Here is a 25,735-nt window from a genome sequence, read left to right as displayed (position 1 = left end):
AGTAGAGGATCAGACACCGATGCTGACCACATCGACAGTTTTGACACGACCGATCAGGGTATGACAACTGGCGTCGTCCACGACGATGTCCATCAGTTGCCCGGCTTGGCGACGGTTGCCATCGAAGACGACGATCCGGTCGCAAATGGTCCGTCCCGTCATTTGGATCAATGCCGATGCGTTGTCTTCATCGCCATCGTCGGCCTGTGCGTCGTTGTTCATTTCCCGCAACGCTTTCTTGCTGGGGCCTTCGACCAGGACCTCGACTTCACGACCGACAAACTTCAAGTTGTCTTCCTTCGCGATTTCATCCTGGACGGCCAACAATTCATTGTTGCGACGTACTTTGACGTCCCGCGGAATGTCGTCCTCGAAGCGCTGGGCCGCCTTGGTTCCGCTGCGGACGCTGTACTGGAAGATAAAGCTGTTTTTGAATCGACAGCGACGAATCAGATCGACCGACTTTTGAAAATCTTCCTCGGTTTCGCCACAGAAGCCGACGATAAAGTCGCTGCTGACCGCGGCTTCGGGCAGGAACCGTTCGATACGTTCCATCATTTCCAAGTAATCACCGACGGTGTAACCGCGTTTCATTCGCCGCAGCACTTCGTCGCTGCCGCTTTGCGCGGGAACATGCAGGTACGGCGAACACTTGGGCAAATCGGCGACGGTCCGCAACAAGCGTTCGGTCATGTCCTTGGGATAGTTCGTCACGAACTTTAAACGTTCGATCCCATCAATCTCGTGCAGATCGATCAGCAGGTCGGCCAGATCGGACGTATCGTCGCCGTCGCGATACTTGTAACTGTTGACCGTTTGCCCCAGCAGTGTGATTTCACGGCATCCCTGATCGGCCAAGACCTTTGCTTCCGCCAAGATCTGTTCGGGCGGTCGTCCCTGTTCGGGTCCGCGGGTGTTGGGCACCACACAGTACGTACAGAACTTGTCGCAACCGATTTGAATCCGCAGATAGGCCTGGAAAGGCGTCGGCCGCATGCCGGGATCACGCAACGGGTCGAACGTTTCGTGGCTGCGTGCGACGATCGACTGCTTGCCATCTTTGCGTGCCAGCGAAACCGCCATCTGACGTCCTTGGCCCGATTCGATGCGCTGCAGCATTTCGGGAATCGTGTGCAATTGGCCGGGGCCGACGACCAAGTCGACATGCGGGGCGCGACGGAAGATCGTTTGCTGGTCCTTTTGCGCCATGCACCCCATCACGCCGATCGTCTTGTCGGGCTGGTGGTCTTTGACGTTCTTCAGTTTCCCCAGGGCACTGTAGATTTTTTCTTCGGCGTGTTCCCGCACGCTGCATGTGTTGTACAGAACGCAATCGGCTTCCTTGGCCGAATCCACCACGGTGTAGCCGTGGCGTTTCAGATCGGCGATCACCATTTCGCTGTCCAGCACATTCATCTGGCAGCCCACGGTATGGATGAAAACGCGTTTGGTCATTCTTTGGTTTCGTCGGTGGTTTGGTCGTCGTCGGGCAGGTTGCGTTTGACGAAGTCGCGAAGAATTTCAACCAAGGATGTTTGTCGCCGGTTGGCCGAAGCCGCCAACAGCCCGACGGCGATCGCGACGCCGACCGCCCACAGCACGACGCTGGTGTTGAAGGCCGACGAGGATTCTTGCGCGAACATGGACGCCAGGATACCCACGGACGGTCGATTTTCGGTAGGGCTTTCGGGGAATCCGTTCGGCCGGCCCCCCGGTGCTGGCGAACCCAACGCGGCCGTGTCGACTGCGATACACTGCGAAAAATTGAACCGCCGAGTCGCCCCGCGTGTTCGCCCAAACGTGCCGGCCCGACTTGGCGTCCCACCGCCGCCCGGAGCCCAACCATCGTGCACCACATCTTCGACTGCAACCAGCCACGTCTTCGCCGCAGCATTCTTGGATCCATCGTCGTGACGGGAATGTTGGCAGTCCTGTTCGCACCGGCGGCGTCCGCCCAAGACGCCGGGCGGCGGGCCACCGAAAAATCCGAACAGCCCCAACACGCCATCGGTGACCAGCAACAAGCGTCGTTGAAAACAAGCGACGGCGGCGAAATCCAGTATCTGCTGTCGATCCCCGACGACTTCAAAGGCGACAAGATGCCGATGATGCTGTTCTTGCACGGGCGCGGGGAAAGCAACGGCCCGCTGTCGCTGGTCGCGAAATGGGGTCCGCCGATGAAGGCCGCACGCGGCGATGCGATGCCGTACCTGCTGGTCAGCCCGCAGTGCCCGCGCGAAGATCAATGGCGAAGCCCGACGCAACAACAACGTCTGGTCGAATTGCTGGATCACATCATCCAGCAGCATGACGTCGACACCGACCGGATTTATCTGACCGGACTCAGCATGGGCGGGTATGGATCTTGGACGCTGGCCTGTGGCCATCCCGATCGCTTTGCCGCGGTCGTTCCCGTCTGTGGCGGCGGCGAACCGGAAAAGGCGTCCGCTTTGGTGGATGTTCCCGTCTGGGCGTTTCACGGCGACCAGGACAAAGCCGTGCCGTTTGAAAAAAGTGTTGATATGGTCGACGCGATCCGCCAGGCGGGCGGTGAAAAGATCCGCTTCACCACGATGGAACACATCGGCCACAACTGTTGGTCGGCCACCTATGCGACCCCGGAACTGTACGACTGGATCAGCCGCCATCGGCTAAGCGACCGCCAATAACGTCGCCACTCGGTCATGCCGTTTTCCGGTCGGCCATGCCGTTTTACAGCTTTCGCACATCGACGTATTGGTACTGGCCCCCGTTCTGGCCGGCCAAGTCGATCAGAAAGCTGTCGGTCGGTCGCGACGGTTCGGTGCCGAATTCGATGGCGTGAATCGTGGTCCCGCTTTCGACCGCCCGCTGGCGAATTTCACGCAACTGGGAAGACGACAACCGCGGGATCCGGGCGTCGGTCAGAAAAAAGATCACGTCAGGACGCATCCGCAGGGCCATTTTTAGTGCCACGCCGTGCTCGGTGCCTCCGAATGCACGCATGGACCGAACGTAGTTCTTGGCCGCATCGACCAAGTTGGACTGGCCTTGGATCAATTGGACGGAACCGCCGGATTGAAAGGCGGTGGGTTTGTCGTTGTAAAAAACGATTTGAAACTGCTGCAATTCTGACAGCGTCCCCAGACTTCGCAGCAGTTCCGACTTGGCGGCTTTCAGCGGCCGACCGCCGTGACCATTCATGCTGTCGCTGCGATCCATCACATAGACAAAACGTGACCCGAAACCGCTGACGCCAAACAGGGACGCCTTTTTCTTGGTCAGGTTTTGGGGCCGCCCCTGGCCGTTGTCGCCGGCCAAGTCGTCGCCGTCCACGTTGCTTTCACCGGCCAATCCGGTTCCCGTGACGGGCCGCGCGTCTTCGGTCAACTGTTTCAGCACGCCCGCCATATCGATGGGCGGGGCAAAATCGGCGGGTGGGGCGGCGGAGCTGCTGGACGACGCGTCGGTACTGGCATCGGGCGTCGGTTCGGTTTGCAGTTCCGCGGCATCGGTGTACCGATCGCGATCGGGCATCCGCTGGACCACCGCGATGCCGATTTCCCGATCCGGCGGGCCCCCGGTGCCCTTGCTGCGCCGCACCAAAGCGAATCCGATCGCCACCATCAAAAAAAAGTGCAGGGCCAGCGAAGCGGCCAGTGCCGGGGTCACGCCGTGCTGTGGCTGGGCAACATCGATCCCGGCCGCCGCCGGCGGGGCGGTCGGTGCGGCTTTCGGCTTGGACAGGTTCAACGGCACGAGCGATAGCGGGGTGCGACCAGGGGGAAAGGCACGAGAAGTGGCGGGTGCCCACACAATTGTTGTAAACGTTATTGGCCGAACGTGAATCTGGCCCACCACCGCGGCTGAGTTCTTCTCAATTTTAAGGCGACGGGTTAATGTAGCGACGTGTCGGAACTGGCCCGTGAGTCCGCGACGTCTGCCCGCCGAATCATTTCTGACCCGACGCGTTCCGGTTTCCCTGCTTCCATTGCCAACGGAGCCCCAACGACTGTGCGCGTCCCCAACCTCGGAGACACGTTTTGACTAACGAATCGAACACTTATCTGTTCACCAGCGAATCGGTCAGCATGGGCCACCCTGACAAGGTGTCTGACCAAATTTCCGATGCCATCGTCGACGACATTCTGGCGAACGACCCCAATCCGGGCGACGCCCGCGTTGCGGTGGAAACCCTGGTGACCACCGGCCAAGTCGTCGTTGCCGGTGAAGTCCGCACGTCGCATTACGTCGACGTCCAAAAAGTCGTTCGCGACACCATCAAGAAGATCGGCTACATCCACAGTGACGTCGGCTTCAGCTACGACGCCTGCGGGGTCTTCAACGCGATCCACGAACAATCGGCCGACATCGCCCAAGGTGTCGACAAGGCCAGCGACGTCGAAGGCGAACAAGGCGCCGGCGACCAAGGCCTGATGTTTGGTTACGCCTGTAACGAAACCGACGTGCTGATGCCGTTGCCGATCCACCTGAGCCACCGGATCGTCGAACGCTTGGCCCAGTTGCGTGAATCGGGCGAATTGCCCTGGTTGCGACCGGACAGCAAGAGCCAGGTCACCGTGGAATACGGTGCCGACAACAAGCCGATCCGCGTGCACACCGTCGTCGTCAGCACCCAGCACGACGAATCGATCCTGACGCCCGACGGCCATTCGATCACCGAAGAAGCCAAGCAACAGATCATCGAAAAGGCGATCAAGCCGGTTTTGCCGCCCGAATACGTCAAGGGCGACATCACCTATCACATCAACCCGACCGGAAAGTTTGTCATCGGTGGGCCGCACGGCGACACCGGCCTGACCGGCCGTAAAATCATCGTCGACACCTACGGCGGCCGCGGCCGTCACGGCGGCGGTGCGTTCAGCGGCAAGGACCCGTCGAAGGTCGACCGCAGTGCCGCCTACATGGCCCGCTACGTCGCCAAAAACTTGGTCGCCGCCGGCTTGGCCGACGAAGTCGAAGTCCAATTGGCCTATGCGATCGGCGTGGCCGAACCGGTCAGCGTGAACGTCAACACATTCGGCACCGGCAAGATCGACGAATCGTCGCTGGTCCAGTTGGTCCGTGATCACTTCAGCCTGACGCCGCGTGGTCTGATCAAAGAACTGGGGCTGACGCGACCGGTCATGAGCGCCACCGCGGCGCACGGTCACTTCGGTCGCGAGCCCGGCCCCAACGGCGAATTCAGCTGGGAAAAGACGGACAAAGCCGACGCCTTGGCCGAAGCCGCCAAGTCGATGGGTGCCGCCGTCGCATCAGCCTGATCTGACCGCCCCATGATGTCGATCGCGACATGAACGGGGGAAGTAGACCTTGCTTCTTGGCGTGCGGCATGCCGCACGCCAAGGCCGGCAACCCACGGTTGCTTCTAAGGCAATCGCGACTTCTGACAGGGCAACCGCACCGGCACGCTCACGTGCAGGCCCCGCGGCTCATTCACCTTCTTCGATCGCTTGCTGGATCTGGTGAACGACACGCCGACGGGTCATTGACGTCGCCTGATAGCGTTCCACGTCCAAGCCGAATTGCCGAGCGATGGCGATGGCCAACTTGACGTCCGACACCCCGGCGTACTGGTTGGTGATGCGTTGTCGGCCCGGACCGGCTGATGTATCCCCCGGCGGCGCGTCGACGTAAATCGTCTGACCGTCGTGGACAAATCCAGACTCATGGACGTCCAGCAGTGCGTCGATCCACGATTCGGGGACCCGTTTTTCACGGCACATTTGGGGGCTCCACAGGTAATCCCCCTCGCATTCCATCAGCAGCGCCAAAGCCCGAGCCCGCGGGATCGGTGGTAAATCCTTCATCGGTCGCTTGAACCCTGGCCGGGCGAATCCGCCAGCTGGTCGATCTTCGCTGCCAAGATGACGTCGTTTTCGCTCAGGCCGCCGATCGCGTGGGTGGTCAACTCGACCGTCAGGTGCCGATAGCCCGTCAGATGCAAATCGGGGTGATGCTGTTCCCGTTCGGCCAAGGCGGCAATTTCGTTCATCAAGCCCACGGCTTCGACGAAATTGCGGAAATTGAATCTGCGGCGAATCCAACCGCCGTCGTTCGACACCGACCAGCGGGGAATTATCGGCATCAAAGCGTCTAATTCGTCGCCGGTCAGCGTGGGCATACCGCCTTCACACGGCTGACAGTGCTTCTGCAGGACAGATTCCGGGGTCGGTTTGGGGCGATCATCATCGGGCATAGCGTCATCTTTTCAGCCGCCAGCCGTTGGGGCAAGCAATCCGAACACCGTGGCGGGCCAAATTCTTACACAAATCCTTCAACTGGCGTTGACGTCACGTGAATCTTTCGACACGATCCTTGGTCCTTCGGGCGTCCGCCCGACCCGTCGCCATCTTGGCCGACGCGATGTCCAACCGGAACGGCAAAATCTGGTGCGGATACGTGTACGAAAGTGGGTGACGGTGAAGTGGGAGAATCTTGCCGCCGACGGTGGCGTCCCGTCCACGTGATGACCGTAAAACTCGGCATCGCCCCACAGACGGTGACGTCGATCCGACGGGACAGGTGAGCTTCGCCAAACCACCCGACACAACCGATGAGTCGTGACCCTATGGGTAAAAAATCCAAGCGTTATCGCGCTGCGCTCGAAAAGCAGCCGTCCAGCCCGTTGCCGCTGGGCGAAGCGGTCGAAGTGCTGAAGAAGTACGATTCGACCAAGTTCGACCAAACGGTCGAAATCCACATGCGTCTGGGCATCGACCCCAACCAAGCCGACCAGATCATCCGTGGCAGCCTGGTGTTGCCGCACGGGATCGGCAAGACGCAGCGTGTCGTCGTGTTCGCCAAGGGCGACGCGGCCAAAGCCGCCGAAGAAGCCGGTGCCGATGAAGTCGGCCAGGACGATTTGGCGAAAAAAATCAAAGACGGCTGGACCGACTTCGACGTCTGCATCGCCGCCCCCGACATGATGGGCCTGGTCGGCCCGCTCGGTCGCGTCTTGGGTCCGCGTGGCTTGATGCCCAGCCCCCGTGCCGGCACGGTCACCCCGGACGTCGGCAAAGTCGTCTCGGAATACAAAGCCGGTAAGGTCGAATTTCGAAACGACAAAGGCGGCAACGTCCACGCGATGGTGGGCAAGCTGAGCTTCGAAGCTCCGAAGATCGCCGACAACGTTTCGGCGTTTATTGATTTTGTCACCGGTATGAAGCCACAGTCCGTCAAAGGCACCTACGTCAAGGGCATTGCGATCTGCGGCACGATGAGTCCCAGCGTGAAAGTCGCCTTGTAACCGAAAGGCGGCCCCAGAAAAGGTGGCCTGAGAATCCTATGAGCAAATACGTCAAAGATCTCGTCACTCGAGATATCAAGAACCGCTTGGAAGGCGTCGCCGATGCCGTCGTAGTCAGCTACGTCGGGATGGACGTCAACAAGACGAATGAACTTCGCAGCGAACTGGCCGCGAAGGAAATCAACCTGATGGTCGTCAAGAATTCGCTGGCACGACGTGCGACCGAAGGATCTTCGTTGGCTCCGGCCTTCGAAGGTGCCGGCGGTCAAGTCGCCGTGTGCTGGGGAGCGTCTGACTTCGTCTCGTTGGTCAAGGAAGTCGTCCGGCTGGACAAAGACGAAGACAAGTTCGCCGAATTCAGCGCCGACGGCGGTGTGATGGACGGCGAACGCCTGGATGCCGACGGACTGAAAGCCGTCAGCAAGTGGCCCAGCCGTGAAGAACAAATCTCCATGCTGGTCGGTCAAATCCTGGGACCGGGTGCAACCCTCAACGGTGCACTGCTTGGCCCCGGAAAGACGCTGAACAGCCAAATCAAGCAAAAGGGCGAGGGCGACGAGTAGTCCCCGGCCGCGGTGACGCACCGTCGTCGCCTTTTTTCCTTTCCTTCCTGCAACCCACTATCGTTTTTTGAGGTCCGAAGATGTCTGAAGAAGCAACCGCGGTCGCCGAATACAGCGCCGAAACCAAAGAAATGGGCGACAAGATCGCCGAAATGACCCTGAAGCAAGCCAAAGAGCTGAGCGATTACCTGAAGGACGTTCACGGCATCGAGCCGGCCGCCGGTGGCGGCGCGGTCGTCATGGCCGGTGGCGGAGCCGGTGGTGATGGCGGCGGCGCAGCCGAAGCCGAGAAGACCGAGTTCGACGTCGTCCTGACCAGCTTCGGCGACAAGAAGCTGAACGTCGTCAAGGTCGTCAAGAACATCACCGGCGCTTCGCTGATGGAAGCCAAGAAGATGGTCGAAGGCGTTCCCGCCACCTTGAAGGAAGGCGTTTCCAAGGAAGACGCCGAGAAGGTCAAGACCGAAGTCGAAGAAGCCGGCGGTACCGTCGAGCTGAAGTAAGCGTCCCGACGCTGCTTCCCAAAACGCCCACGCGCATTCGCGCCGAATGTCGCCCGGGCGACAAGCCTGGCAGTTACCGGATCATCCGATCCGCAGCCAAAACCAACGAAGGCCCCGACCGTTGTTTCCCAACACCGGTCGGGGTCTTTTTCATTGCGCCATCAGGTGATGAAGGGCCGCCGAATCACTGTCATTCAAGCGGCAAACGACCGCTGCCGTGCCGCACCAGCGCGACCCGAAATAACACAAGCCGCAAAAACCGGCCTGCTGAGCGACCAGCAGGCACCAGGAACACTCGCGGTAACGCACAAAGCCACGCCGCGGGGGAAAGGCAAAAAGCACGCGTGACGGAAACGAATCACCCTGCTTCGATCGCTGCGGCCAACTGCTCGTAGGTCCGCTGCTGATCGACCGAAGCCCCGCGATTGTCCAACGCAATCTGATACAGATGCTGGCCACACGACGTCGGATACTGGCCGGTCACACAAGCACGGCACAACTGATCGCTTCGCATACCGATCGCGCGACTGATCGCTTCGACGGGCAAATATCGCAAGGTGTCCGCCCCCAGATCGTCGGCCAAACGCTGCTGCGCTTCATCGCTGAGATCTTCACCCGCTTCGAAATATTTCGGCGCGATCAGCTGATCGACCGTCGACATATCGATGCCGTAAAAGCACGGTGCGATGATCGGCGGACAGGCGACACGGACGTGAATTTCACGAGCCCCACCGACGTCACGGATACGATCCAACAAGACGTTCATGGTCGTGCTGCGGACGATCGAATCTTCCACCAGGATCACACGTTTGTCCTGCAGGACTTCACGCAGCGGAGTGTATTTGGTGGCCGCCTTGGCTTTGCGATTGCCGCCTTCGATAAACGTGCGACCGGCATAGCGGTTTCGGATCAAACCTTCGCGGGACGGGATCGACAACTCGAAAGCCATCGAATCGGCGGCGGCTTTGCTGGTGTCGGGAACCGGAACAATGATCGTGTCTTCGGGATTCAGATCGACCTTATTGAATTCCCGCTCGGCCATCGCCAGTTCTTTGCCCAAGCTGGTCCGGCTCAGATAGACGCTGCGGTCATCCAGGGTGCTGGCAACGTTGGCGAAATAGATCCATTCAAAGAAACAGTGCGCGGTCTTTTCCGATGGCATGAACGATTCGATTCGCACGCCTTGTTCCGGATCGACCAGGATGGCGTGTCCGGGCGGCAGCGATTTGATCTGGTCGTTTTCAAATCCCAAATTCAATAGAGCGACGCTTTCGCTGGCCGCGGCCACCAATGGACCTTCGTGCACGTAGCACATCGGCTTGATGCCCAGCGGATCGCGGGCGACGATCATTTCGCCTTCGGCGGTCAGGATTGCCAAACTGTACGCACCGTCGAACCCGCCGCAGGCCTCGCGCAGAACACTGACCCAGTCAACCGGACCGGTACTGCGGGATAGGATCCGGCCGAATTCATGCATGATGATTTCGGTGTCGGTGTCCAACCGCAGATGGTGATCGCCGTTGGCCAGCAAACGTTCCTTCAACAGGCCGTAGTTGGACAGTTGACCGTTGAAACAGAACGAGAACCACTTTCGCTTGTGGATGTGGACGCGCTCAAACGGCTGGGCGTACTCGCGATCATCTTGCCCACACGTCGCGTATCGCGTGTGACCGATCGCGGCCCGACCGGCCAGCTGCTTCATCAACGCTTCGGTCTTTTCCCGATGATTCAGCCGAAACACCTCGGTCACCGTCCCCACATCTTTGCGGATCTGCAACAGCGAAGGTCGGTCCGGATCATAGGTGGCCATTCCGGCGGCCAGTTGCCCCCGGTTTTGAATGTCCAGCAACATTCGGGGCAGCACGCGGGAGATTTGTCGCGGGCCGTGCTCGGTGCACATCGGGCTGCGACCACGGCCGGACAGATGGTATATCGCCGCGACACCGCACTCGTGATTCAGTTCGGCCATGAAGATCGGGGGGTTGCCGTAATGGGGGCCAAGAATTCGCCGTTGCCGGTGGTCATTCTCGGACATTCTTCGCCCGGCACCAGACCGGCCCGGTACTCAATCAATCTTAACGGTCGATCGACCCTCCGCAAGAAACGAAAAACGGCGACCTGGCACCACCCGCCGGAATGCCGATCGACCGGCAATCACGCACTGCCACCGCTTCGGCAGCGCCCTAGCCGACAACGCGATCGCGTGGAAAATGGTGGCATCCATGGACAAGCCTAGCCAAGACCCGTCATCGAACGCTGATACGCCCGATTTTGCCGTCCGCGAAATCCCGGGGACCGAACAACTTTTGCGACAAGCGGTCGTCGAAAACGCCGAAGCGGTTGTCGTCAAAGTCGGCACCCGCGTGCTGACCCGTCCCGACGGTACGTTGGACATCCAGCGGGTCCAGCGGCTTTCGTCCCAACTGTGCCGCATCGCCGATTCGGGTCGTCACACGATCATGGTCAGCAGTGGGGCCGTCGGCGCCGGTGTCGCCAAGCTGAAGCTTCCCGGCCGCCCCAAGTCTCTGGGTCCTTTGCAGGCCGTCGCTGCGATTGGCCAGACCGATTTGATCCGTGCTTACGAACAGTCGTTCGCCACCCACGGACGCCATGCGGCACAGGTGCTGTTGACCCGGAACGATCTACGTCGCCGCAGCGGTTACCTGCACGTACGCAATGCGCTGCTTGGCATTCACGATCTTGGGGCGATCGCGATTGTCAATGAAAACGATTCGGTCGCTGTTGCCGAACTGCGAACGACTTTTGGCGACAACGATCGCTTGGCCGCCCACGTCGCGGGCCTGTTGGAATCCGCGCTGCTGATCATCCTGTCGGACATCGAAGGGCTGTATGACGGTCACCCCGATGAACCCGACAGCCATCCGATCGGTTTGATTCGTCGCCTGGACGACGATGTATTGGGCCTGGCATCGGACAACACCAACACCGTCAGCAAAGGCGGCATGCGTTCCAAACTGAAAGCCGCGCAGATCGCCGTTTCCCACGGCCACCCGACCATCATCGGCCCCGGTCGCCAAGACGACGTGTTGGATCAGATCATGGCGGGCAATCCGGTGGGCACACTGTTCATGCCCAAGGAGAAAACGATTCGCGGCCGGCGTCGCTGGATCGGCGTGGCAGCCAGCGTGATCGGCGAAATCAGCATCGATGCAGGAGCCGCCCGCGCCCTGTCCGAACGCGGCAGCAGCCTGTTGGCGATCGGCATCACCGGGGTCAAAGGCAATTTCCCACGCGGCAGCGTCGTGCGAGTCGTGGGCCCCGACGGTCGAACGGTCGGACGTGGGCTTAGCAATTACCGCAGCAGCGAGATCACCAAGATCAAAGGACACAACAGCGACCAGATCGGCGATCTGTTGGGCCACCGTCCCTACGAATGCGTGATCCATCGCGACAACCTGGTCGTCGATGTCGTCGAAGACTGACGCGACGCAATCAAGCGACCGCTCAGCGAACCGCTATCACCAACCGATCGGAATGATCTGACTTCTGCACGACCGCTTGGTCAAACGACGGAGGCCCCGTCAGCGAACGGGCGTCATTGGAAAACCCATAGCGTTCGGTCGGAATGCCCCACAGGTTTCGGTTCAAACGGCTGTCGGCGTTTTCGTCATGGTAAACGGCCACGGCGAAGCGGCGGGGTAGCTTGGCCGCTGGCAACTGAAACGTCGCCCCGCCATCGCGAACCTGCACTTTGTCGCGATAAATCGCGGATGCAGGATCATTAAAACCATCGGGTGAATCGTAAACGGCCAGCATCATGTTGCCGCGATCGGCCGCCGCTCCGCGAGCAATGATGCGGTAGGACGAAGCCCCCGATGACACCTTGGTCGACTTCGCCTTGGACACTGCGGCGGGCATTGGTCTCTGGAGCGACGTTTGGATCACCGGCTGAATCGCCCCGACAAGCCCATCGGAGTCCACATCGGCTTCGTCGCCGGTGGTGCCCAAGTCATCGACCGATTCGGCGCCGGTTTCAGGAATCGGGATCAGTGAATCCTCCGGTGGCTGGATCGCTCGTCCGTCGGGAAAACGGGGGGGGACGAAACGCAATTGGCGACAGGCCAGCACTCCGGATCCAAGAAAGAAGATACCGACAGCGAACATCACCAGGAAATTGCCGTTGTTTTCCTGCCACAGCGAAGCCGCCGGCTCCGCGGCAAATCCCGCCGCTCCACTGTCCCAGCCGCCATTCCAAGGGCTGGTCGTGGAGGACGAATCAGCCGTCTCGACTGAAACTTTCGCATCGTTTGTGTCTTGATGCTGGGTCATACCACCTGTAACCGGTCCTGAGGTGAAAATTCGTGCCTTCATGTTGATAAAGGGTTACGGGATCGGCAACCCTAGCCGGTCATGTTCGGCCACGATCCCCCCAGAAAGAACATCACCACCGACAGGGCGATCCCGCCGCGAATTTCTGCCGGGCTGTCTGACCCCGGCACATCACGGGCAATCCTGTGGACGGGGGACGCTTGGCCTTGCCAAAACGCGGACGAATTGCCACACTTTCCGGTTGCGAGCTGCAGCCCCTGGCGACGCCCGGCGACCGCTGCCGCTTGCACCATTTCCCAACATCGCAGCGCGAACGCTTTTTCATTCCGCTTCATTTTTGCCGACTGGTCGGCCCACCCTTGGGCCCCGCGGCGCGTCCGATCGTCAATCCGATGGGACCATGTGACGGAAGACCGAAGTCAACGAAACGCGGATCGCGTGGTGTGACGGGCATCGTCCCCACACCCTGGCTGTTCCACCCGTGGCATCTCAGGATGCCAAAAAGAGAGTTTCCGAACACATGGCACGCTATACCGGACCCAAAGCCCGCGTGAACCGACGCCTGGGCACCCTGATTTACGAAACCGCCGGCGCCGCTCGTGCGTTGGACCGCCGTGATTCGCCGCCGGGGATGCACGTCCGCGGTCGCCGCCCCAGCAACTACGGTGCGGCATTGATGGAAAAGCAAAAGATCAAGCACTATTACGGCTTGGGCGAACGTCAGCTGCGACGCTATTTCGAAAATGTCAGCCGCAAGGTCGGCAACACGGGCGAACTGTTGTTGTTGATGTGCGAACGTCGGTTGGACAACGTGGTTCGACGCGTCGGATTCACCAAGACTCGCCCGCAAGCACGCCAAGGCATCACCCACGGCCATTTCCGTGTCAACGGTGTCAAAGTCACCAAGCCCGGTTACATGCTTCGCCCCGGTGACATCGTCGAAGTCCGCAACCGTGAAAACTTGAAGAACCTGTATCGTGGCGTCATCGCCAATGCGTCTCCCGACGCGTTGGACTGGGTGACCTTCGATAGCGAAAACCTGACCGCGACCATTTTGGGTCTGCCCGGCGCAAGCGACATCAGCCTGCCGGTGGACGCGAACAGCGTGGTCGAATTCCTGTCTCGCTAGTTTCGGATTCGTTCGCGATTCCCGAATAGGGACAGAAAACAAACGCCAAGGTATCTTCGGGTGGTGGTCCCAGCGGGCCGGATTCGAAGGTACCTTTTTTGTTGGCTGAATTTTGCCGTCCGGCCTTTCTCGGAAATCCCGGTTTCGGCACCTCGGTTCGCCACCGGTGACACACACATCCATGCGAACTCGGTCGGCCGACCGTTTTGATCGCTTCCCTGATTTTTTACTTCGCTGAAACACAAACAAACTCATGCACGCTCCTGTTGTCGTTCTCGGTGGTGGCCCCGGCGGATACGCGGCCGCGTTTTTGGCAGCCGACGAAGGTTTGGACGTCACCATCGTCGAAGCCGAACCACGCCTGGGTGGCACCTGCCTGCTGCGTGGCTGTATCCCCAGTAAAGCTCTGCTGCACGTCGCCAAAGTCATCAAAGAAGTCGATGAATTGCGAGAAGATTGGGGGGTCGTCTATGACGAAAAACCGAAAATCGACATCGACGTCGTGCGTGGACGTAAAGACAAAGTGATCGACACGCTGACGTCCGGCTTGGGTGGTCTGGCCAAGCGACGCAACGTGACGGTCATCCGCGCTCGTGGATCGTTCATCGATTCCAACACGATGAAACTGGAAGGGGACGACGAATCGATCCCCGAAGGCGGCCAACTGACATTTGACCACTGCATCCTGGCCACCGGCAGCGTGCCGGCCATGCCCGGCGCGTTCAACATCGGCAGCGACCGCGTGATGGACAGCACCGGTGCGTTGGAACTGAAAGACGTTCCGGAAACAATGTTGATCGTCGGCGGCGGCTACATCGGTCTGGAAATGGCCACCGTTTACGCCCACCTGGGCAGCAAAGTCACCGTCGTCGAATTGGCCGAACGCCTGTTGGCCGGTGCCGACCAAGACTTAGTCAAACCGCTGGTCAAACAGATCAACTCGATGTGCGAGGGCCGCGTGCTGCTGCACACCAAAGTCGGATCGATGGCCGAAGTCGATGACAAAATCGAAGTCACGTTCGAAGGCCCACAGCATTTCGGCAACGAGCGTTTTGACCGCGTCTTGGTCAGCATCGGTCGTCGACCGGTCACCCAAGGCCTGGGCCTGGAAAACACCAAGGTCGAAGTCAATGAACGCGGTTTTGTCGTCTGCGATCGTTCGCAACGAACGGCCGACCCGTCGATCCTGGCCATCGGCGATGTCGCCGGTGATCCGATGCTGGCTCACAAGGCGACCCATGAAGGCCGTGTCGCCGCGGAAGTCTTGGCCGGCAAGAACGTCGCGTTTGACAAGTTCGCGATCCCCGCGGTGGTCTTCACTGATCCGGAAATTGCCTGGGCGGGTATCACCGTCGAAGAAGCCAAGGCCCAGGGCCGAAAGGTGGATGTGGAAGTTTATCCATGGGCGGCCAGTGGACGCGCTCAGGCCCTGGGGACCACCGACGGTTTGACCAAGTGGATCATTGACCCGGAAACGCACCGCGTGATCGGTTGCGGCATCGTCGGCAGTGGTGCCGGCGAACTGATCGCCGAAGCCGTGCTGGCAATCGAAATGGGTTGCGAAGTCCACGACATCACCGATGCGATTCACCCCCACCCGACACTGTCGGAAACGTTGATGAACGCCGGTGAGATCCACTTCGGAACCGCGACGGAAATCTATAAGCCGAAACGGCGTCCTTCGTCCGCATCGGCTGGCTGATCGGCCAGCCGATCGACACAGTCGTTCCCAGTCACGATCAAGCAGCGACGGTTTGTCTTTCAGATCAATCGCCGGTTCGCCCCTGTGGCGTCTGTGGTCCCTGGTGATCGCCGGCGAAGCCATCTTTGTGCTGCCGTTCGTGCTGCCTCGTCTTTTTCGGCCGGTGATGCTGGCCCAGTGGGGTATCTCCAATACCGATCTGGGCTTGGCGTTTTCCGCTTATGGGATCGTCGCCGCGGTGGCCTATTTTGCCGGCGGTCCGCTGGCCGATCGATTCGGCCCTCGCGTCATGATGACGTTGGCACTGCTATCAACCGCGGCATGCGGGTTGGCGTTGTGGGGACAGCCCAGCGCCACGCGTTTGCTTTGGACGTATGCCGCATTTGGCGTCACCACCATCTTGCTGTTTTGGGCTCCGATGATTCGGGCCACTCATGACCTGGCACGCACACAAACCCAGGGCAGGGCGTTCGGAATCCTGGACGCCGGACGCGGCCTATTTGCAGCACTGCTTGCCAGTCTGTTTAGTTTCGTTTTCGCTAGCCTAGTCGATGACGGTGGCGAAGCAGACGCGTTTCAAGCAATCCTGCTGTTGGCAATCCTGTCGGTCGCCGCCTCCGGTGCAATGATTTGGCTCGGCCTGAAACGGCCAGCAAACGATGCGTCGGACACGGCGAACCTTGGACAGGACGCCGACGCCCCCGGCCAAAGCATCAACGTCCAGGCGATCGGTCGGGTCCTGCGCCGGCGATCCGTCTGGCTGCAAGGCTGGATCGTGCTGTGCGCCTACTGCGGCTACAAGAGCATCGATAACTATGGCATCTACGTGGTCGACGCTTACGGCGCATCTTCGTCGCGCGCCGCGTGGGTCACAACGCTGGCATTTTGGGCCAGACCGATCGCCGCGTTGTCGGCCGGACTGGTGGCGGATCGCGCCGGACGCATGGGATGGCTTGCGGTGCTGTTCGCCGTAGTCGCGGTGGGCAACGGTTGGCTGGCCATCGATCATCGACCGACAAACGGACCGGCCGCGCTCACCCTGTCGGCCACCCCAGTCTTGTTGACCTTGCTGGCCTGCACCGCGGCCGCGATCTATGGTCTGCGCGGCGTTTACTTTGCCGTCTTTGATGATTTAAAGATTCCACCGACCTTGGTCGGCACTGCGGCAGGCCTGGTGTCGCTGGTCGGATTCCTGCCGGACATCTTTTTTGGTCCCGTGACCGGATGGGTCATCGACCGACATCCGGGGATCACAGGCCACCGAATGGTGTTTGCCGGGATTGCCGTCATGTCGGTTATGGGCGTCGCCGCATCGCTTTGGCAACGCCGTGACGTTTCAGACGCCGCGAATCCACTGGACCAAACATCCGCCTAAGCCGTTGCACGACGCGAGTTGCCGAAGCCCCAGAAATCAGTTCGACGATTCGTCCGCGGCGTCGGTTTCTTCCGTTTCGTTTTCAGACGATTCTGGTTCGTCCGATTCAGCGGCTTCCGACTCTGGCGCCTCAGACGCTTCGTCCTGGTTCATCTCTTCGGAACCGGACGAATCGCTTTCTGATCCAGAATCGGTCTCTTCGGATTCGGCTTCTTCCTGCTGCTTGGCCTTCTCGGCGGCTTCCAATTTGGCGGCTTCCTCAGCCAACCGCTTCTCTTCGGCTTCCTTTTCCTTTTGGCGTTCTTCCAACTTGGACGCCTGAGTCTCACGGACTTTTTCATACAAGTCCGGATCCATGTAGCCGTCTTCGTCCATCATTTCGACGAAGGTCTTCAGCGGGAAATCCTCGTCGAATTCCTGGCTGTCAATCGCGATGGCATAGCGACGAATCGAATCACGCAGATCTTCGGCGGTGTCGTCGATGATCAGAATCGGATAGTCGTCGAAGATATCGGCCCAAATTGCGAACGATTCTTCGTACAGTTCGATCGCTTTGTCCAGTTCGGCGTCCGCGTTGGCTTTTTCCGCTTCGTAAACCAACCGCCGTGCACGCACGGTTCGTTCTTCCTGCTCGGCGATGGCCAGTGTTTTCCAGTACTGGTAATTGATCTGCTTCCGATAGCCTTCGGTCTTATTGATTCGGGCTTCCAGATCGTCAATTTCGCCGGCCAAGCGAATGGCCCGCAATCGGACATCCGGATCGGTACGTCGTGCGACATCGGCCCGCGCCGGCTTGGTCTTGAACTCGGCCCCGCGACGGAGATTGAATTCGTCGCCGTTCATCTCGCTCAGCGGTCGATTCAACAACTCACGTTCGGTTTCCGAAAGTTTCGCTATCAGTTCATCGCGAACCGTCTGTGTGGTGTCGCCGACCAATTCGATGAACTGTTCATCTTTTTCGTCGCGTTGACGCTTCAGTTCGTCGATGCGATCGAGCTTGATCGTGAACGGCGCGGTGACCGGAATGCTGCGGTTGCCCAAGACACCCCAGTCCTCCGATGCAAGTTCCCACGCGTTCTGGGCTCGTTCATCCAGCACGCCCTCTTTCTCGATAGCCTCGGCGTGCTTGAACCGCCACTTGGGACCGGTTTCGTAGAAGTTGATCGGCGTTTGGCGACGAATCTTGACGCCGGAATCCACCAGGTCATAGCCACGATTCAACCACAGCCGACCGACCAACCAGTTGTCCGGTTTGCCCATCGGCCCGCGGGCTTCGGGGCTATCCACCGCAATGCCTTCGCCCAGCAGTTCTTCGTGCCAGACTTCGTCGTCGGCGAACAATTCACGGAATTGCTTCCGCTCGTCGCTCATGCCCAGCTTCTGGCCGTAAAACCATCCGGTGTACCAGACCAATCGCGATGCATGACGATTCTGCTTGACGCCGCGGGTCAGATAATCGGTGCCCTCACCAACCATGTTGTAACGCTGGCGGTAATCGTCGAATTCGCTGGAAACGTTGTAGGCCAGGTTCCAGGCTTGGAATTCCCAAACGCGGTCAAAGTGAGGCTGCAGAAGCGCGATGTTGTTCAGCGTCGCTTTCAGGCGGTCCCATTCATGGCGAACACTGAAGTCATGCGCCTTATTCCAAAGCAACGTCGATGCAACGCCACGCATCCCCAGCGAAGCCAGCTTCATCGTTTCACTGGCAGGACTGATTTCACCAAGATCGCTTTCGGCGATGTTGAACCGCTCGCGCATTTCCGCCAGTTGGCCGGCTCGGTCACCTTTGCCGGTCGCCGGCTGTCCCAACAGGAACAGCGGCACCAACATGACGACCAAGACGCCCAGATACAAAATTTTGCGTCCGAATGCCGATTTCAAATTCATGCCGCGATCTCACGCGATTTCAAAAAGAAGTAACTGACAAGAAACGCTAGCAGGCAGTAACCAAAAGTCGCCGCGGCGTGCCGCGCCAGCAATGCATTGAAAATGTCGAAGCCCGATGCCGCGTATTCCGCCGTGCTGACCATTTTGGGCAGGTTGGGCAGCGCCGTTGCGATCGCATCCAGCGAATAGACGATCGCCGCGTCCGCGGCTTTGATCACCTTGTTGGCCAAAACATCGACGTCCAGTTCTGTCGTCACCGAATCCTGTCGCAGCATCCGGACCATCGCTTCGATCGGACCGCCACCGCGGTTGACTCCCGAATCGATGTAATGCCGCGTGTCATAAATCTGTTCGGCCGAAAAGCCCAACAGAACACAAACGGCGGTGGCGATCATGGCGACCGGTCCGCTGAGGAACGTGCTGAACATCACACCGAACGCGATGACCATCGTCATCTGCAACCAGATCGAGATGTAAGCTTTGGCCAAGTTCCATTCGAACGAACTTTCGCCGGGACGCAGATAGACACTGCTCTTGGTCACGCCCAGATACTGGCCGCGGTCGACACAACGAATGACAACCTTGATACGGCCTTCGTCGTCCACGAGGTCGTCGAAAAGGCTCAGTTCCCGGGTTTCATCGCCGTCGCTACCTTCCATCGTCAACGGCATCAGACGCTCGTCGACTTCATACTCGTTGACCTCGAAGACGATCGGATTGGTTTCGATCTCTTTCGTGGGGTGCTTCAGCGACAACGACGCCCGCAGGGTTGATTCGATATCCCCTTTGTGTGTCCGAAAGGCGCGGATGGTCAGGTCCAGTGGGATACCGTCGGGGAAACGTTCCGGTGTGACATCATCAAACGTGAAAACGGCGGCGCACAATGTTCCGCCTTCGATGTAGCCATGCTCCAGCTTCTTGGGGCCTTGTGACATGCCGATCACACGACTGATGCCGCTGCTGCCGTAGCCACCGGGCAACGATTCGTCGCCGACGTTCAGACCGATTTCCTTTTCTTCACCGCGACGGTCAAAGAAGACGACTTCGCCGTAATGGGGAATGCGAGCCCGCAGATCACCGGTCGGCGGCCCGATCACGAACTGGCCATCTTCGTCCCGAGTCACCACGTGACGGTGCCCACGCACCACATCGGTCAAACCACGACCATCGGCGTCCAACGTGAAGCTGTGTTTGTGTGAACGCACAAAGTCAGTTTCGCCTTCGAATTGATCGTCGATCTGACGCACATCGGCGACTTCCAAGTGGGTGTGACGCAAACCACGCTTCACAAAGACGTAACTGACCAGCCCCATCGGAACCAAAATCATCGTGCCCACGCCGATGAAACCCAACATCCGTCCGAGCACGATCTCGGTCGCCCGAACGGGCTTGGTGACGATCGTGTAGATCCGGCGGCTTTCGATATCCGATGGCAAACTGAAGGCGCTGATGAACAACGCCAAAGCCAAGACCAGGTAATTCGTACCGGTCAAAACAAAGCTGATGTACAGCCGGGCGGGATCACTGCTGTTGGGGTCCAAGAACCAGCCGGCCAACAACAGACCGACGACGAACAGCCCGATCACAAACAGGACTTTGCGGCGAATGGCTTCCTTAAACGCCAAACGTGCCAACGCGATGACACGACGCGGCGACGTACCGGGCAAGTCGAACCGCACCAAATCACGAACACCACGCGCGACGGCATAGAAACCTTCGGACGGTCCATAGCGTGCGGCGCTGATGATGTATCCGACCAACAACCCCAAAACGATCGCCAAGACGATCAGAACCGCACCTTGCAACAAGGCACTTTCCAAGAATGCGTCCGGGCGGATCAGCCATTCATAGAAGGACCAAAAATCTTCTGGCTGCAGATTCATGCTTAGCCCTCCGCCTGATCATCAGCGGACGCACCGTCATCACGACGCAAGCCGGCATCGGGCCCTTCGCCCGCGGCCTGGTTTTCACCGGTCGCCGGAGCAGAAACGCGGCGGGCTCCCGGTCGAGCCTCACTTTCGCGAACGATGTTCAAGAACAGGTCTTCCATCGTCGCGGTCGGATTATCGATCGACTTCACCTCGCCACCATGACGCTGGATGACTTCGGCGATTTCTTGCTTGGCCTGATCGGACAAACCGCTGGCGTGGACTTCGGTGACGTCCTGGACTTTCAACAGATCCGTGACACGTCCCAATTCTTTCAATTCGCCCTGGTGCAGGATGGCCACGCGGTCGCAAACGTCTTGGACGTCCGCCAACTGGTGGCTGCACAACAGAACCGTCTTGCCCTGGTCCCGCAGGCTCAGGATCAGATCCTTCATTTCTCGTGTCCCGATCGGGTCCAAACCGGTCGTCGGTTCGTCCAACAGGATCAAATCGGGATCATTGATCAGTGCTTGGGCCAGACCCACGCGTCGGGTCATCCCTTTACTGTATTCCCGCAACTGACGGTGCTTGGCCCCGTGCAGACCGACCATCTGGATCAACTCGGCGACGCGTCGCTTGCGGTCGGCCGCCGACATGTTGAACAGCCGGCCATAGAAATCCAGTGTCTCTTCGGCGGTCAAGAATTTGTACAGGTACGATTCTTCGGGCAGGTACCCGATGCGTTCGTTCTTTTGGGTCTCCGACGCATCCTTGTCGAACACCAACACCCGACCGCTGCTGGGGAACAACAGGCCCAGGATCAACTTGATCGTGGTCGACTTGCCGCTTCCGTTGGGTCCGAGCAGACCGAAGATCTCGCCCCGGCGGACCTCGATATCCAGCGATTTCAAGGCGTTGACTTTGCGACGCCCCCAGAAATCGCGGTACACCTTGCTGAGGTTTCGAGTCTCGATCACCACCCCCGAGTCCGGGGCCCCTGCCGGAGCCGAAGTGGGATCGGTGTGGGAGTCCGGTTGAGATTCGGCGACTGCCGCTGCGTCATTTGCCACGGGAAACGATTCCGACAAGAAGATCACGAAGAAAAATGCAATTAATCGCGGGCCTAGAATAGACTCCGAGCCTGCGTACGCAATCGAGGCTACCGGGGTTCGACGACCAGAAAATTCGGATTCGCCCCGGCCGTCGTAGTGGACATGACGGTTCGGCCATGATCGGCCCGACATTGGGGCTTGCCATCGAGGCCGTTGAACCGGTCAACTTGGACATTCAGTCGTCCGTGCTCGACGCGATGAAACGCGTTTCGGCTCAGGGCTGTGCGTTTCCGCAAATGGCCGGTGCCGGCGTCAAAGCCAACTGACCCAACCCGTCTTCTCCGTATTATTTCTCTCTCGTTGCCGCGACGTGGAAGAATCAGTCCCCCCCGCTGGCCCGCGTGACGCGGCCGGATCGCGTGACGCCGCAAGCCCACACGATGCCGCGTGCTCACCAGACATCGCACCGGAATCGTCGCGCCGACCAGCGGCGATGGGCCCCGCCGCGTCCGTGTTGGCGGCTTCCCCCGAAACGTCATCGAAGCGGCCCGCCGTCGACTTTCTGATGGGGCTGATCAATTTCGAACGTCCTTCGGCGCGGACGCAAGATTTCCAGTTTCGTCTGCAGCGGATGAGAGACCTACTGCGGCGTTTGGACCTGGCCGACTTACTGCACCAAAAAGCGGCACCCGAATCGGCTCCGATCCCGACGATTCACATCGCGGGCACCAAAGGCAAAGGATCCGTGGCAATGATGATTGCCGCCGGTCTTTCCGCCGCCGGGGTACGCACCGGCCTTTACACGTCCCCGCATTTGCACCACTTGGAAGAACGTTTCCGGATTGACGGGAAACCTTGCCGGCCGGACCAGCTGGACGATCTGATCGAACAGTCCATTCCGATTTGCCGACAAATGGCGGATCAAGAGGTCGGCCAACCGACGTTCTTTGAATTGACCACCGCATTGGCCCTGCTGCACTTTCGCCAGCAAGGCTGCCAGGCCCAAGTGATCGAAGTCGGGCTGGGCGGACGCCTGGACAGCACCAACGTGATCCAATCCAGCCTATCGGTCATCACCAGCATCGGCTTGGATCACCAGAGCGTCCTGGGGCATACCAAAGCCGCCATCGCCGCGGAAAAAGCGGGCATCATCAAACCGGGCGTTCCGGTCATCAGCGGTGTCCGACGTCGAACAGACGATCGCCCCGGGATCGACACCGCCCCCGGCCAGACCCCACATCCGGACAATAATGTGACCTGCGACATCCAGGCGGACGATGATCCCGAACCGGTCATCCGCCGGATCGCCGGTGAAGTCGGCACGCGACTGCTGACGCTGGGCGAAGACTTTGACTTTCGCTGTCGGCCCACCAGAGCGTGGGGCAGCGAAGTCGAAGTGTTCGATCTACCGGCCCCCGCCGGAAACAACGGCATTTGTCCGCCGCCGGCCAAGCTGGAATTCCACTTGGGCGTCGAAGGGATGCATCAAGCGGGAAACGCCGCGTTGGCTGCCAAATCGCTGCAAATCCTGGCAGGTGGTCCATTGACACCGGGCGATGAATCAGCCGGAAGGCAGCTACCCAGCCTGGACATTCAACGATGTGTCCGCGCTTGGGATTCGATCAATCTGCCTGGACGAATCGAGCGTTTTGGGTTGCGAGACGGACCGATGTTGATCATCGATACCGCGCACAACGAGGATTCGATCACCGCCTTGGTGACGACGCTTGAACACCGTTTCGGCCCTTCGGCCCATGGCCGGCGCCACATGGTCATCGTCTTCGGAACCAGCCGGGACAAAGATGCGGGATCAATGCTTCGCGTGCTCAGCCGGCTGACCGATCGCTTGGTGCTGACACGATTTCAAGACAATCCGCGGTACCTGCCGCTGGACCAACTGGCCGGCGCGGTCCCCCCACAATCGTTCCGCGACGTCCAATCCAGTGAATCGTCCCAAGACGCGGTTGCTTTGGCCCGTCGTGCCGCGGGCCCCGATGGCGTGGTGGTCGTCTGTGGGTCTTTCTTTCTCGCCGACGAGATCCGGCGTGGGATTCAAATCGAAACCCTGATTTGACGACAAAATAGTCCACAGCTACGGTGAAACCGCCCAAGGGCCAACTCACCAACCTTATTGGCTGGGTACTTTTGGCTTGCCGCCGCTGTTTTCACTTCGGCGCATGTTCCGCTGGATGTGGGGCAATGAGCTCTGGACGATGGGCGGTCCACTTTTCCTCTGATCTACTCCTTGTCTGCTTTACCGGAGAGACGCATGGCGATGCGACTCGGCGTTCGGTGTGTCATTTTTTTGACCGCCGTCATGTCTTGCCTCGACGGCACCTCCGCCCACGGTGGTGATTTCGAAGTCTTCAGTCGCAACGAGATGATCGATGTGATGGTCCGCGTGCGGGCGACTCAGTTTCTGCAGCGTGCCACCTTCGGCCCAACTCAGGACGAGATCGACGCGATGACAATGCGGATGCGCCAGATCGGCGTCACCGCCGCCGCGGAAGAATGGATCGATGATCAATTTGCGATGGAGCCCACATCTCACGTTGCCACCGCTCGAGCGATGATGGCGGCCGACGGCTGGGCGGAGAACGAAGACGGGGTGAACATCACTCGCTATCGCGACCACGCATGGTGGCACATCGCGATCACCGCCCCGGATCAATTGAAGCAACGAATCGCCTGGGCGTTGATTCAAATCTGTGTGATCAGCAACCAGGGGGCGGGATTCAACAACCGCGGTTTGGATAACAACCAGAATGCCGACTGGCTGGGGCTGTCGAATTACTACGACATGCTGTTGGAAAATAGCGACGACACTTACCGCGAAGTGCTGGGGGACGTGACCTACAGCCCCGTCATGGGCACGTACCTGAGTCACCTGCGGAACAAGAAGGGGGACCCATCGAAAGGGGTTTTTCCGGATGAAAACTACGCCCGCGAAATCATGCAGTTGTTTTCAATCGGCCTGTACGAAATGGATTCCGATGGCCAATTGAAAGTCGACGCCGAAGGCAACGATATCCCGACCTACGACAACGAAACCATCAAAGCGTTTGCCCGTTTGTTTACGGGACTGACGTTCGCAGGCAGCCGGACCATCACCAACGGACGCCGCGACCTGCACAACCCGATGATGATGTTCGACGGTTCGCACGACCAGGATCCCAAGACACTGCTAAACGGCGTCACCTTGCCCGCCAATCCCAACGGCGTCGCGGACATCAATGCGGGATTGGACAATCTGTACGCCCATCCGAATGTCGCGCCTTTCATCAGCCGCTTGTTGATCCAGCGATTGGTTCGGTCCAATCCCTCCCGCGCATACTTGGGTCGGGTCGCGGCGGTCTTCAATGACAACGGCCAAGGTGTCAAAGGCGACATGAAGGCGGTCATCAAAGCCATCCTGCTGGACCGCGAGTGTTGGAATTCGATTCGTGTATCGCGCAGCCGTCGTCCCGTCCGAATCATCGTTCGACCGACCGGGACCGAACGCAGTCGGTTGGCCGAACCGGTGGTGATGTACGCGGGCTTCCTGCGTCGATTCAGTTCTCCCGAACCCGATGGTTGGTATCGCTTGCCCGCGTTGGATTACAACTGGGTTCAAGCCCCTTATCGATCGCCCAGCGTTTTCAACTTTTACCTGCCCGATTTCCAACCGGCCGGTCCGATCACCGCCTATCAGGCATCATCGCGAATCCCCAACGGCAGTATCTACGCTCCGGAATTTCAACTGTTCGATGCCGTCGTCGCCAACCGAATGGCCAACCGCATTCGTGGCGACGTTGCCGATGCCAATGCCGATTACACCGCGGTGAACAACGAAAAGGCGGGCCGCCACGATGTCGATTTGCCGATGGATTTTTCGGTGGAGGAAACACTGGGTGAAGATCCGGTGGGCTTGGCCAAACACTTGGACATGACACTGTGCGCGGGAACGATGACCAATGAGTTTCGCGAAGCGTTGGTCGACGCATTGCAACAGGAAACCAATGTCGAACAACGGACACGAGGTGCGATTCTGTCCGTGCTGATGTCTCCCGCCGGGATGATTGTCGAATAAGTCATCCCCGTTCACCCACGCGGCTTATCGCTCCTGCCGTTCTTCTCG

Annotated in this window: 23 protein-coding genes; 12 read left to right on the top strand and 11 right to left on the bottom strand. The window is 59.4% G+C overall.

Annotated features, from left to right (window positions below):
* Positions 1-9 precede the first annotated feature (9 nt).
* Together miaB and Mal65_RS04215 are read right to left on the bottom strand one after the other, a co-directional pair.
* Positions 10-1,455, bottom strand: coding sequence for a tRNA (N6-isopentenyl adenosine(37)-C2)-methylthiotransferase MiaB (gene miaB / locus Mal65_RS04220; protein ID WP_145293955.1), 1,446 nt, complete (start codon positions 1,453-1,455; stop codon positions 10-12).
* Positions 1,452-1,643, bottom strand: a complete 192-nt coding sequence (locus tag Mal65_RS04215) for a hypothetical protein (RefSeq protein WP_165701055.1) — start codon at positions 1,641-1,643, stop codon at positions 1,452-1,454. The genes miaB and Mal65_RS04215 overlap by 4 nt, the downstream gene beginning before the upstream one ends.
* Before the next feature lie 204 nt (positions 1,644-1,847).
* On the opposite strand from Mal65_RS04215, the gene Mal65_RS04210 reads away from it, so the two are divergent.
* Positions 1,848-2,669 carry a carboxylesterase family protein gene (locus tag Mal65_RS04210; RefSeq protein WP_145293949.1) on the top strand — a complete coding sequence of 274 codons (822 nt, stop codon included), beginning with the start codon at positions 1,848-1,850 and terminating at the stop codon, positions 2,667-2,669.
* A gap of 43 nt (positions 2,670-2,712) precedes the next feature.
* On the opposite strand, the gene Mal65_RS04205 is transcribed toward Mal65_RS04210, so the two are convergent.
* The gene (locus tag Mal65_RS04205; RefSeq protein ID WP_165701054.1) at positions 2,713-3,738 is read right to left on the bottom strand and encodes a vWA domain-containing protein; all 1,026 of its coding nucleotides are present in this window, start codon (positions 3,736-3,738) and stop codon (positions 2,713-2,715) included.
* 332 nt (positions 3,739-4,070) lie between these two features.
* Here Mal65_RS04205 and metK point away from each other — a divergent pair, with 332 nt between their 5' ends.
* A complete protein-coding gene (metK, locus tag Mal65_RS04200) occupies positions 4,071-5,264 on the top strand; it encodes a methionine adenosyltransferase (protein ID WP_145304644.1) in 1,194 nt (397 codons plus the stop codon).
* A gap of 168 nt (positions 5,265-5,432) precedes the next feature.
* On the opposite strand, the gene Mal65_RS04195 is transcribed toward metK, so the two are convergent.
* Both Mal65_RS04195 and Mal65_RS04190 read right to left on the bottom strand, forming a co-directional pair.
* The gene (locus tag Mal65_RS04195) at positions 5,433-5,810 is read right to left on the bottom strand and encodes a hypothetical protein (RefSeq protein WP_145293943.1); all 378 of its coding nucleotides are present in this window, start codon (positions 5,808-5,810) and stop codon (positions 5,433-5,435) included.
* Entirely contained in the window at positions 5,807-6,199 is a 393-nt protein-coding gene (locus tag Mal65_RS04190; RefSeq protein ID WP_145293941.1) for a 4a-hydroxytetrahydrobiopterin dehydratase, read from the bottom strand. The genes Mal65_RS04195 and Mal65_RS04190 overlap by 4 nt, the downstream gene beginning before the upstream one ends.
* A 372-nt stretch (positions 6,200-6,571) precedes the next feature.
* On the opposite strand from Mal65_RS04190, the gene rplA reads away from it, so the two are divergent.
* The 3 genes from rplA to rplL all read left to right on the top strand — a co-directional run bounded on the left by rplA (position 6,572) and on the right by rplL (position 8,315).
* Positions 6,572-7,249, top strand: coding sequence for a 50S ribosomal protein L1 (gene rplA / locus Mal65_RS04185; RefSeq protein ID WP_145304643.1), 678 nt, complete (start codon positions 6,572-6,574; stop codon positions 7,247-7,249).
* A gap of 38 nt (positions 7,250-7,287) precedes the next feature.
* The gene (rplJ, locus tag Mal65_RS04180; protein ID WP_145293938.1) at positions 7,288-7,812 is read left to right on the top strand and encodes a 50S ribosomal protein L10; all 525 of its coding nucleotides are present in this window, start codon (positions 7,288-7,290) and stop codon (positions 7,810-7,812) included.
* An 80-nt stretch (positions 7,813-7,892) separates the two neighbouring features.
* A complete protein-coding gene (gene rplL, locus Mal65_RS04175) occupies positions 7,893-8,315 on the top strand; it encodes a 50S ribosomal protein L7/L12 (protein ID WP_145293934.1) in 423 nt (140 codons plus the stop codon).
* Positions 8,316-8,673: 358 nt separating this feature from the next.
* On the opposite strand, the gene Mal65_RS04170 is transcribed toward rplL, so the two are convergent.
* A complete protein-coding gene (locus Mal65_RS04170; protein WP_145293932.1) occupies positions 8,674-10,284 on the bottom strand; it encodes an amidophosphoribosyltransferase in 1,611 nt (536 codons plus the stop codon).
* Positions 10,285-10,537: 253 nt separating this feature from the next.
* On the opposite strand from Mal65_RS04170, the gene proB reads away from it, so the two are divergent.
* Positions 10,538-11,758: a glutamate 5-kinase gene (gene proB, locus Mal65_RS04165; protein ID WP_145293928.1), complete on the top strand. Its 1,221-nt coding sequence runs from the start codon at positions 10,538-10,540 to the stop codon at positions 11,756-11,758.
* A 22-nt stretch (positions 11,759-11,780) separates the two neighbouring features.
* On the opposite strand, the gene Mal65_RS04160 is transcribed toward proB, so the two are convergent.
* Both Mal65_RS04160 and Mal65_RS04155 read right to left on the bottom strand, forming a co-directional pair.
* Positions 11,781-12,647, bottom strand: coding sequence for a DUF2141 domain-containing protein (locus Mal65_RS04160; protein WP_145293924.1), 867 nt, complete (start codon positions 12,645-12,647; stop codon positions 11,781-11,783).
* Positions 12,648-12,676: 29 nt separating this feature from the next.
* Positions 12,677-12,940, bottom strand: a complete 264-nt coding sequence (locus Mal65_RS04155; protein WP_145293921.1) for a hypothetical protein — start codon at positions 12,938-12,940, stop codon at positions 12,677-12,679.
* 185 nt (positions 12,941-13,125) lie between these two features.
* Here Mal65_RS04155 and rpsD point away from each other — a divergent pair, with 185 nt between their 5' ends.
* The 3 genes from rpsD (at position 13,126) to Mal65_RS04140 (ending at position 16,811) form a co-directional block, all read left to right on the top strand.
* Positions 13,126-13,734: a 30S ribosomal protein S4 gene (gene rpsD, locus Mal65_RS04150; protein ID WP_145293918.1), complete on the top strand. Its 609-nt coding sequence runs from the start codon at positions 13,126-13,128 to the stop codon at positions 13,732-13,734.
* Between the two features lie 253 nt (positions 13,735-13,987).
* Positions 13,988-15,436, top strand: a complete 1,449-nt coding sequence (lpdA, locus tag Mal65_RS04145) for a dihydrolipoyl dehydrogenase (protein ID WP_145293915.1) — start codon at positions 13,988-13,990, stop codon at positions 15,434-15,436.
* 52 nt (positions 15,437-15,488) lie between these two features.
* Positions 15,489-16,811: an MFS transporter gene (locus Mal65_RS04140; RefSeq protein ID WP_145293912.1), complete on the top strand. Its 1,323-nt coding sequence runs from the start codon at positions 15,489-15,491 to the stop codon at positions 16,809-16,811.
* A gap of 36 nt (positions 16,812-16,847) precedes the next feature.
* On the opposite strand, the gene Mal65_RS04135 is transcribed toward Mal65_RS04140, so the two are convergent.
* Genes Mal65_RS04135 through Mal65_RS04125 form a run of 3 tightly spaced genes read right to left on the bottom strand, consistent with a single transcriptional unit; the run spans position 16,848 to position 21,636 of the window.
* Positions 16,848-18,698, bottom strand: a complete 1,851-nt coding sequence (locus Mal65_RS04135; RefSeq protein ID WP_145293910.1) for an IRE (iron responsive element) — start codon at positions 18,696-18,698, stop codon at positions 16,848-16,850.
* Positions 18,695-20,581 carry an ABC transporter permease gene (locus Mal65_RS04130; protein WP_145293907.1) on the bottom strand — a complete coding sequence of 629 codons (1,887 nt, stop codon included), beginning with the start codon at positions 20,579-20,581 and terminating at the stop codon, positions 18,695-18,697. The genes Mal65_RS04135 and Mal65_RS04130 overlap by 4 nt, the downstream gene beginning before the upstream one ends.
* A gap of 2 nt (positions 20,582-20,583) precedes the next feature.
* Complete coding sequence (locus tag Mal65_RS04125; protein WP_231131277.1) at positions 20,584-21,636, bottom strand: ABC transporter ATP-binding protein; 1,053 nt, start codon at positions 21,634-21,636, stop codon at positions 20,584-20,586.
* Between the two features lie 158 nt (positions 21,637-21,794).
* Between Mal65_RS04125 and Mal65_RS26335 the strand changes: the two genes are divergently transcribed.
* From Mal65_RS26335 to Mal65_RS04115, 3 genes are all read left to right on the top strand, one after another.
* On the top strand, positions 21,795-21,944 hold the full coding sequence (locus Mal65_RS26335) for a hypothetical protein (protein WP_165701053.1): 150 nt from the start codon (positions 21,795-21,797) through the stop codon (positions 21,942-21,944).
* 167 nt (positions 21,945-22,111) lie between these two features.
* Complete coding sequence (locus Mal65_RS04120; protein WP_145293904.1) at positions 22,112-23,692, top strand: bifunctional folylpolyglutamate synthase/dihydrofolate synthase; 1,581 nt, start codon at positions 22,112-22,114, stop codon at positions 23,690-23,692.
* 243 nt (positions 23,693-23,935) lie between these two features.
* Positions 23,936-25,687, top strand: a complete 1,752-nt coding sequence (locus Mal65_RS04115) for a DUF1800 family protein (RefSeq protein WP_165701052.1) — start codon at positions 23,936-23,938, stop codon at positions 25,685-25,687.
* Positions 25,688-25,735: the final 48 nt, after the last annotated feature.

It is taken from the genome of Crateriforma conspicua, from assembly GCF_007752935.1.
Classification (GTDB): Bacteria; Planctomycetota; Planctomycetia; order Pirellulales; family Pirellulaceae; genus Crateriforma; species Crateriforma conspicua.
The sequence above is the reverse complement of the archived record's forward strand: the minus strand, read 5'-3'. Positions and strand labels throughout refer to the sequence as shown.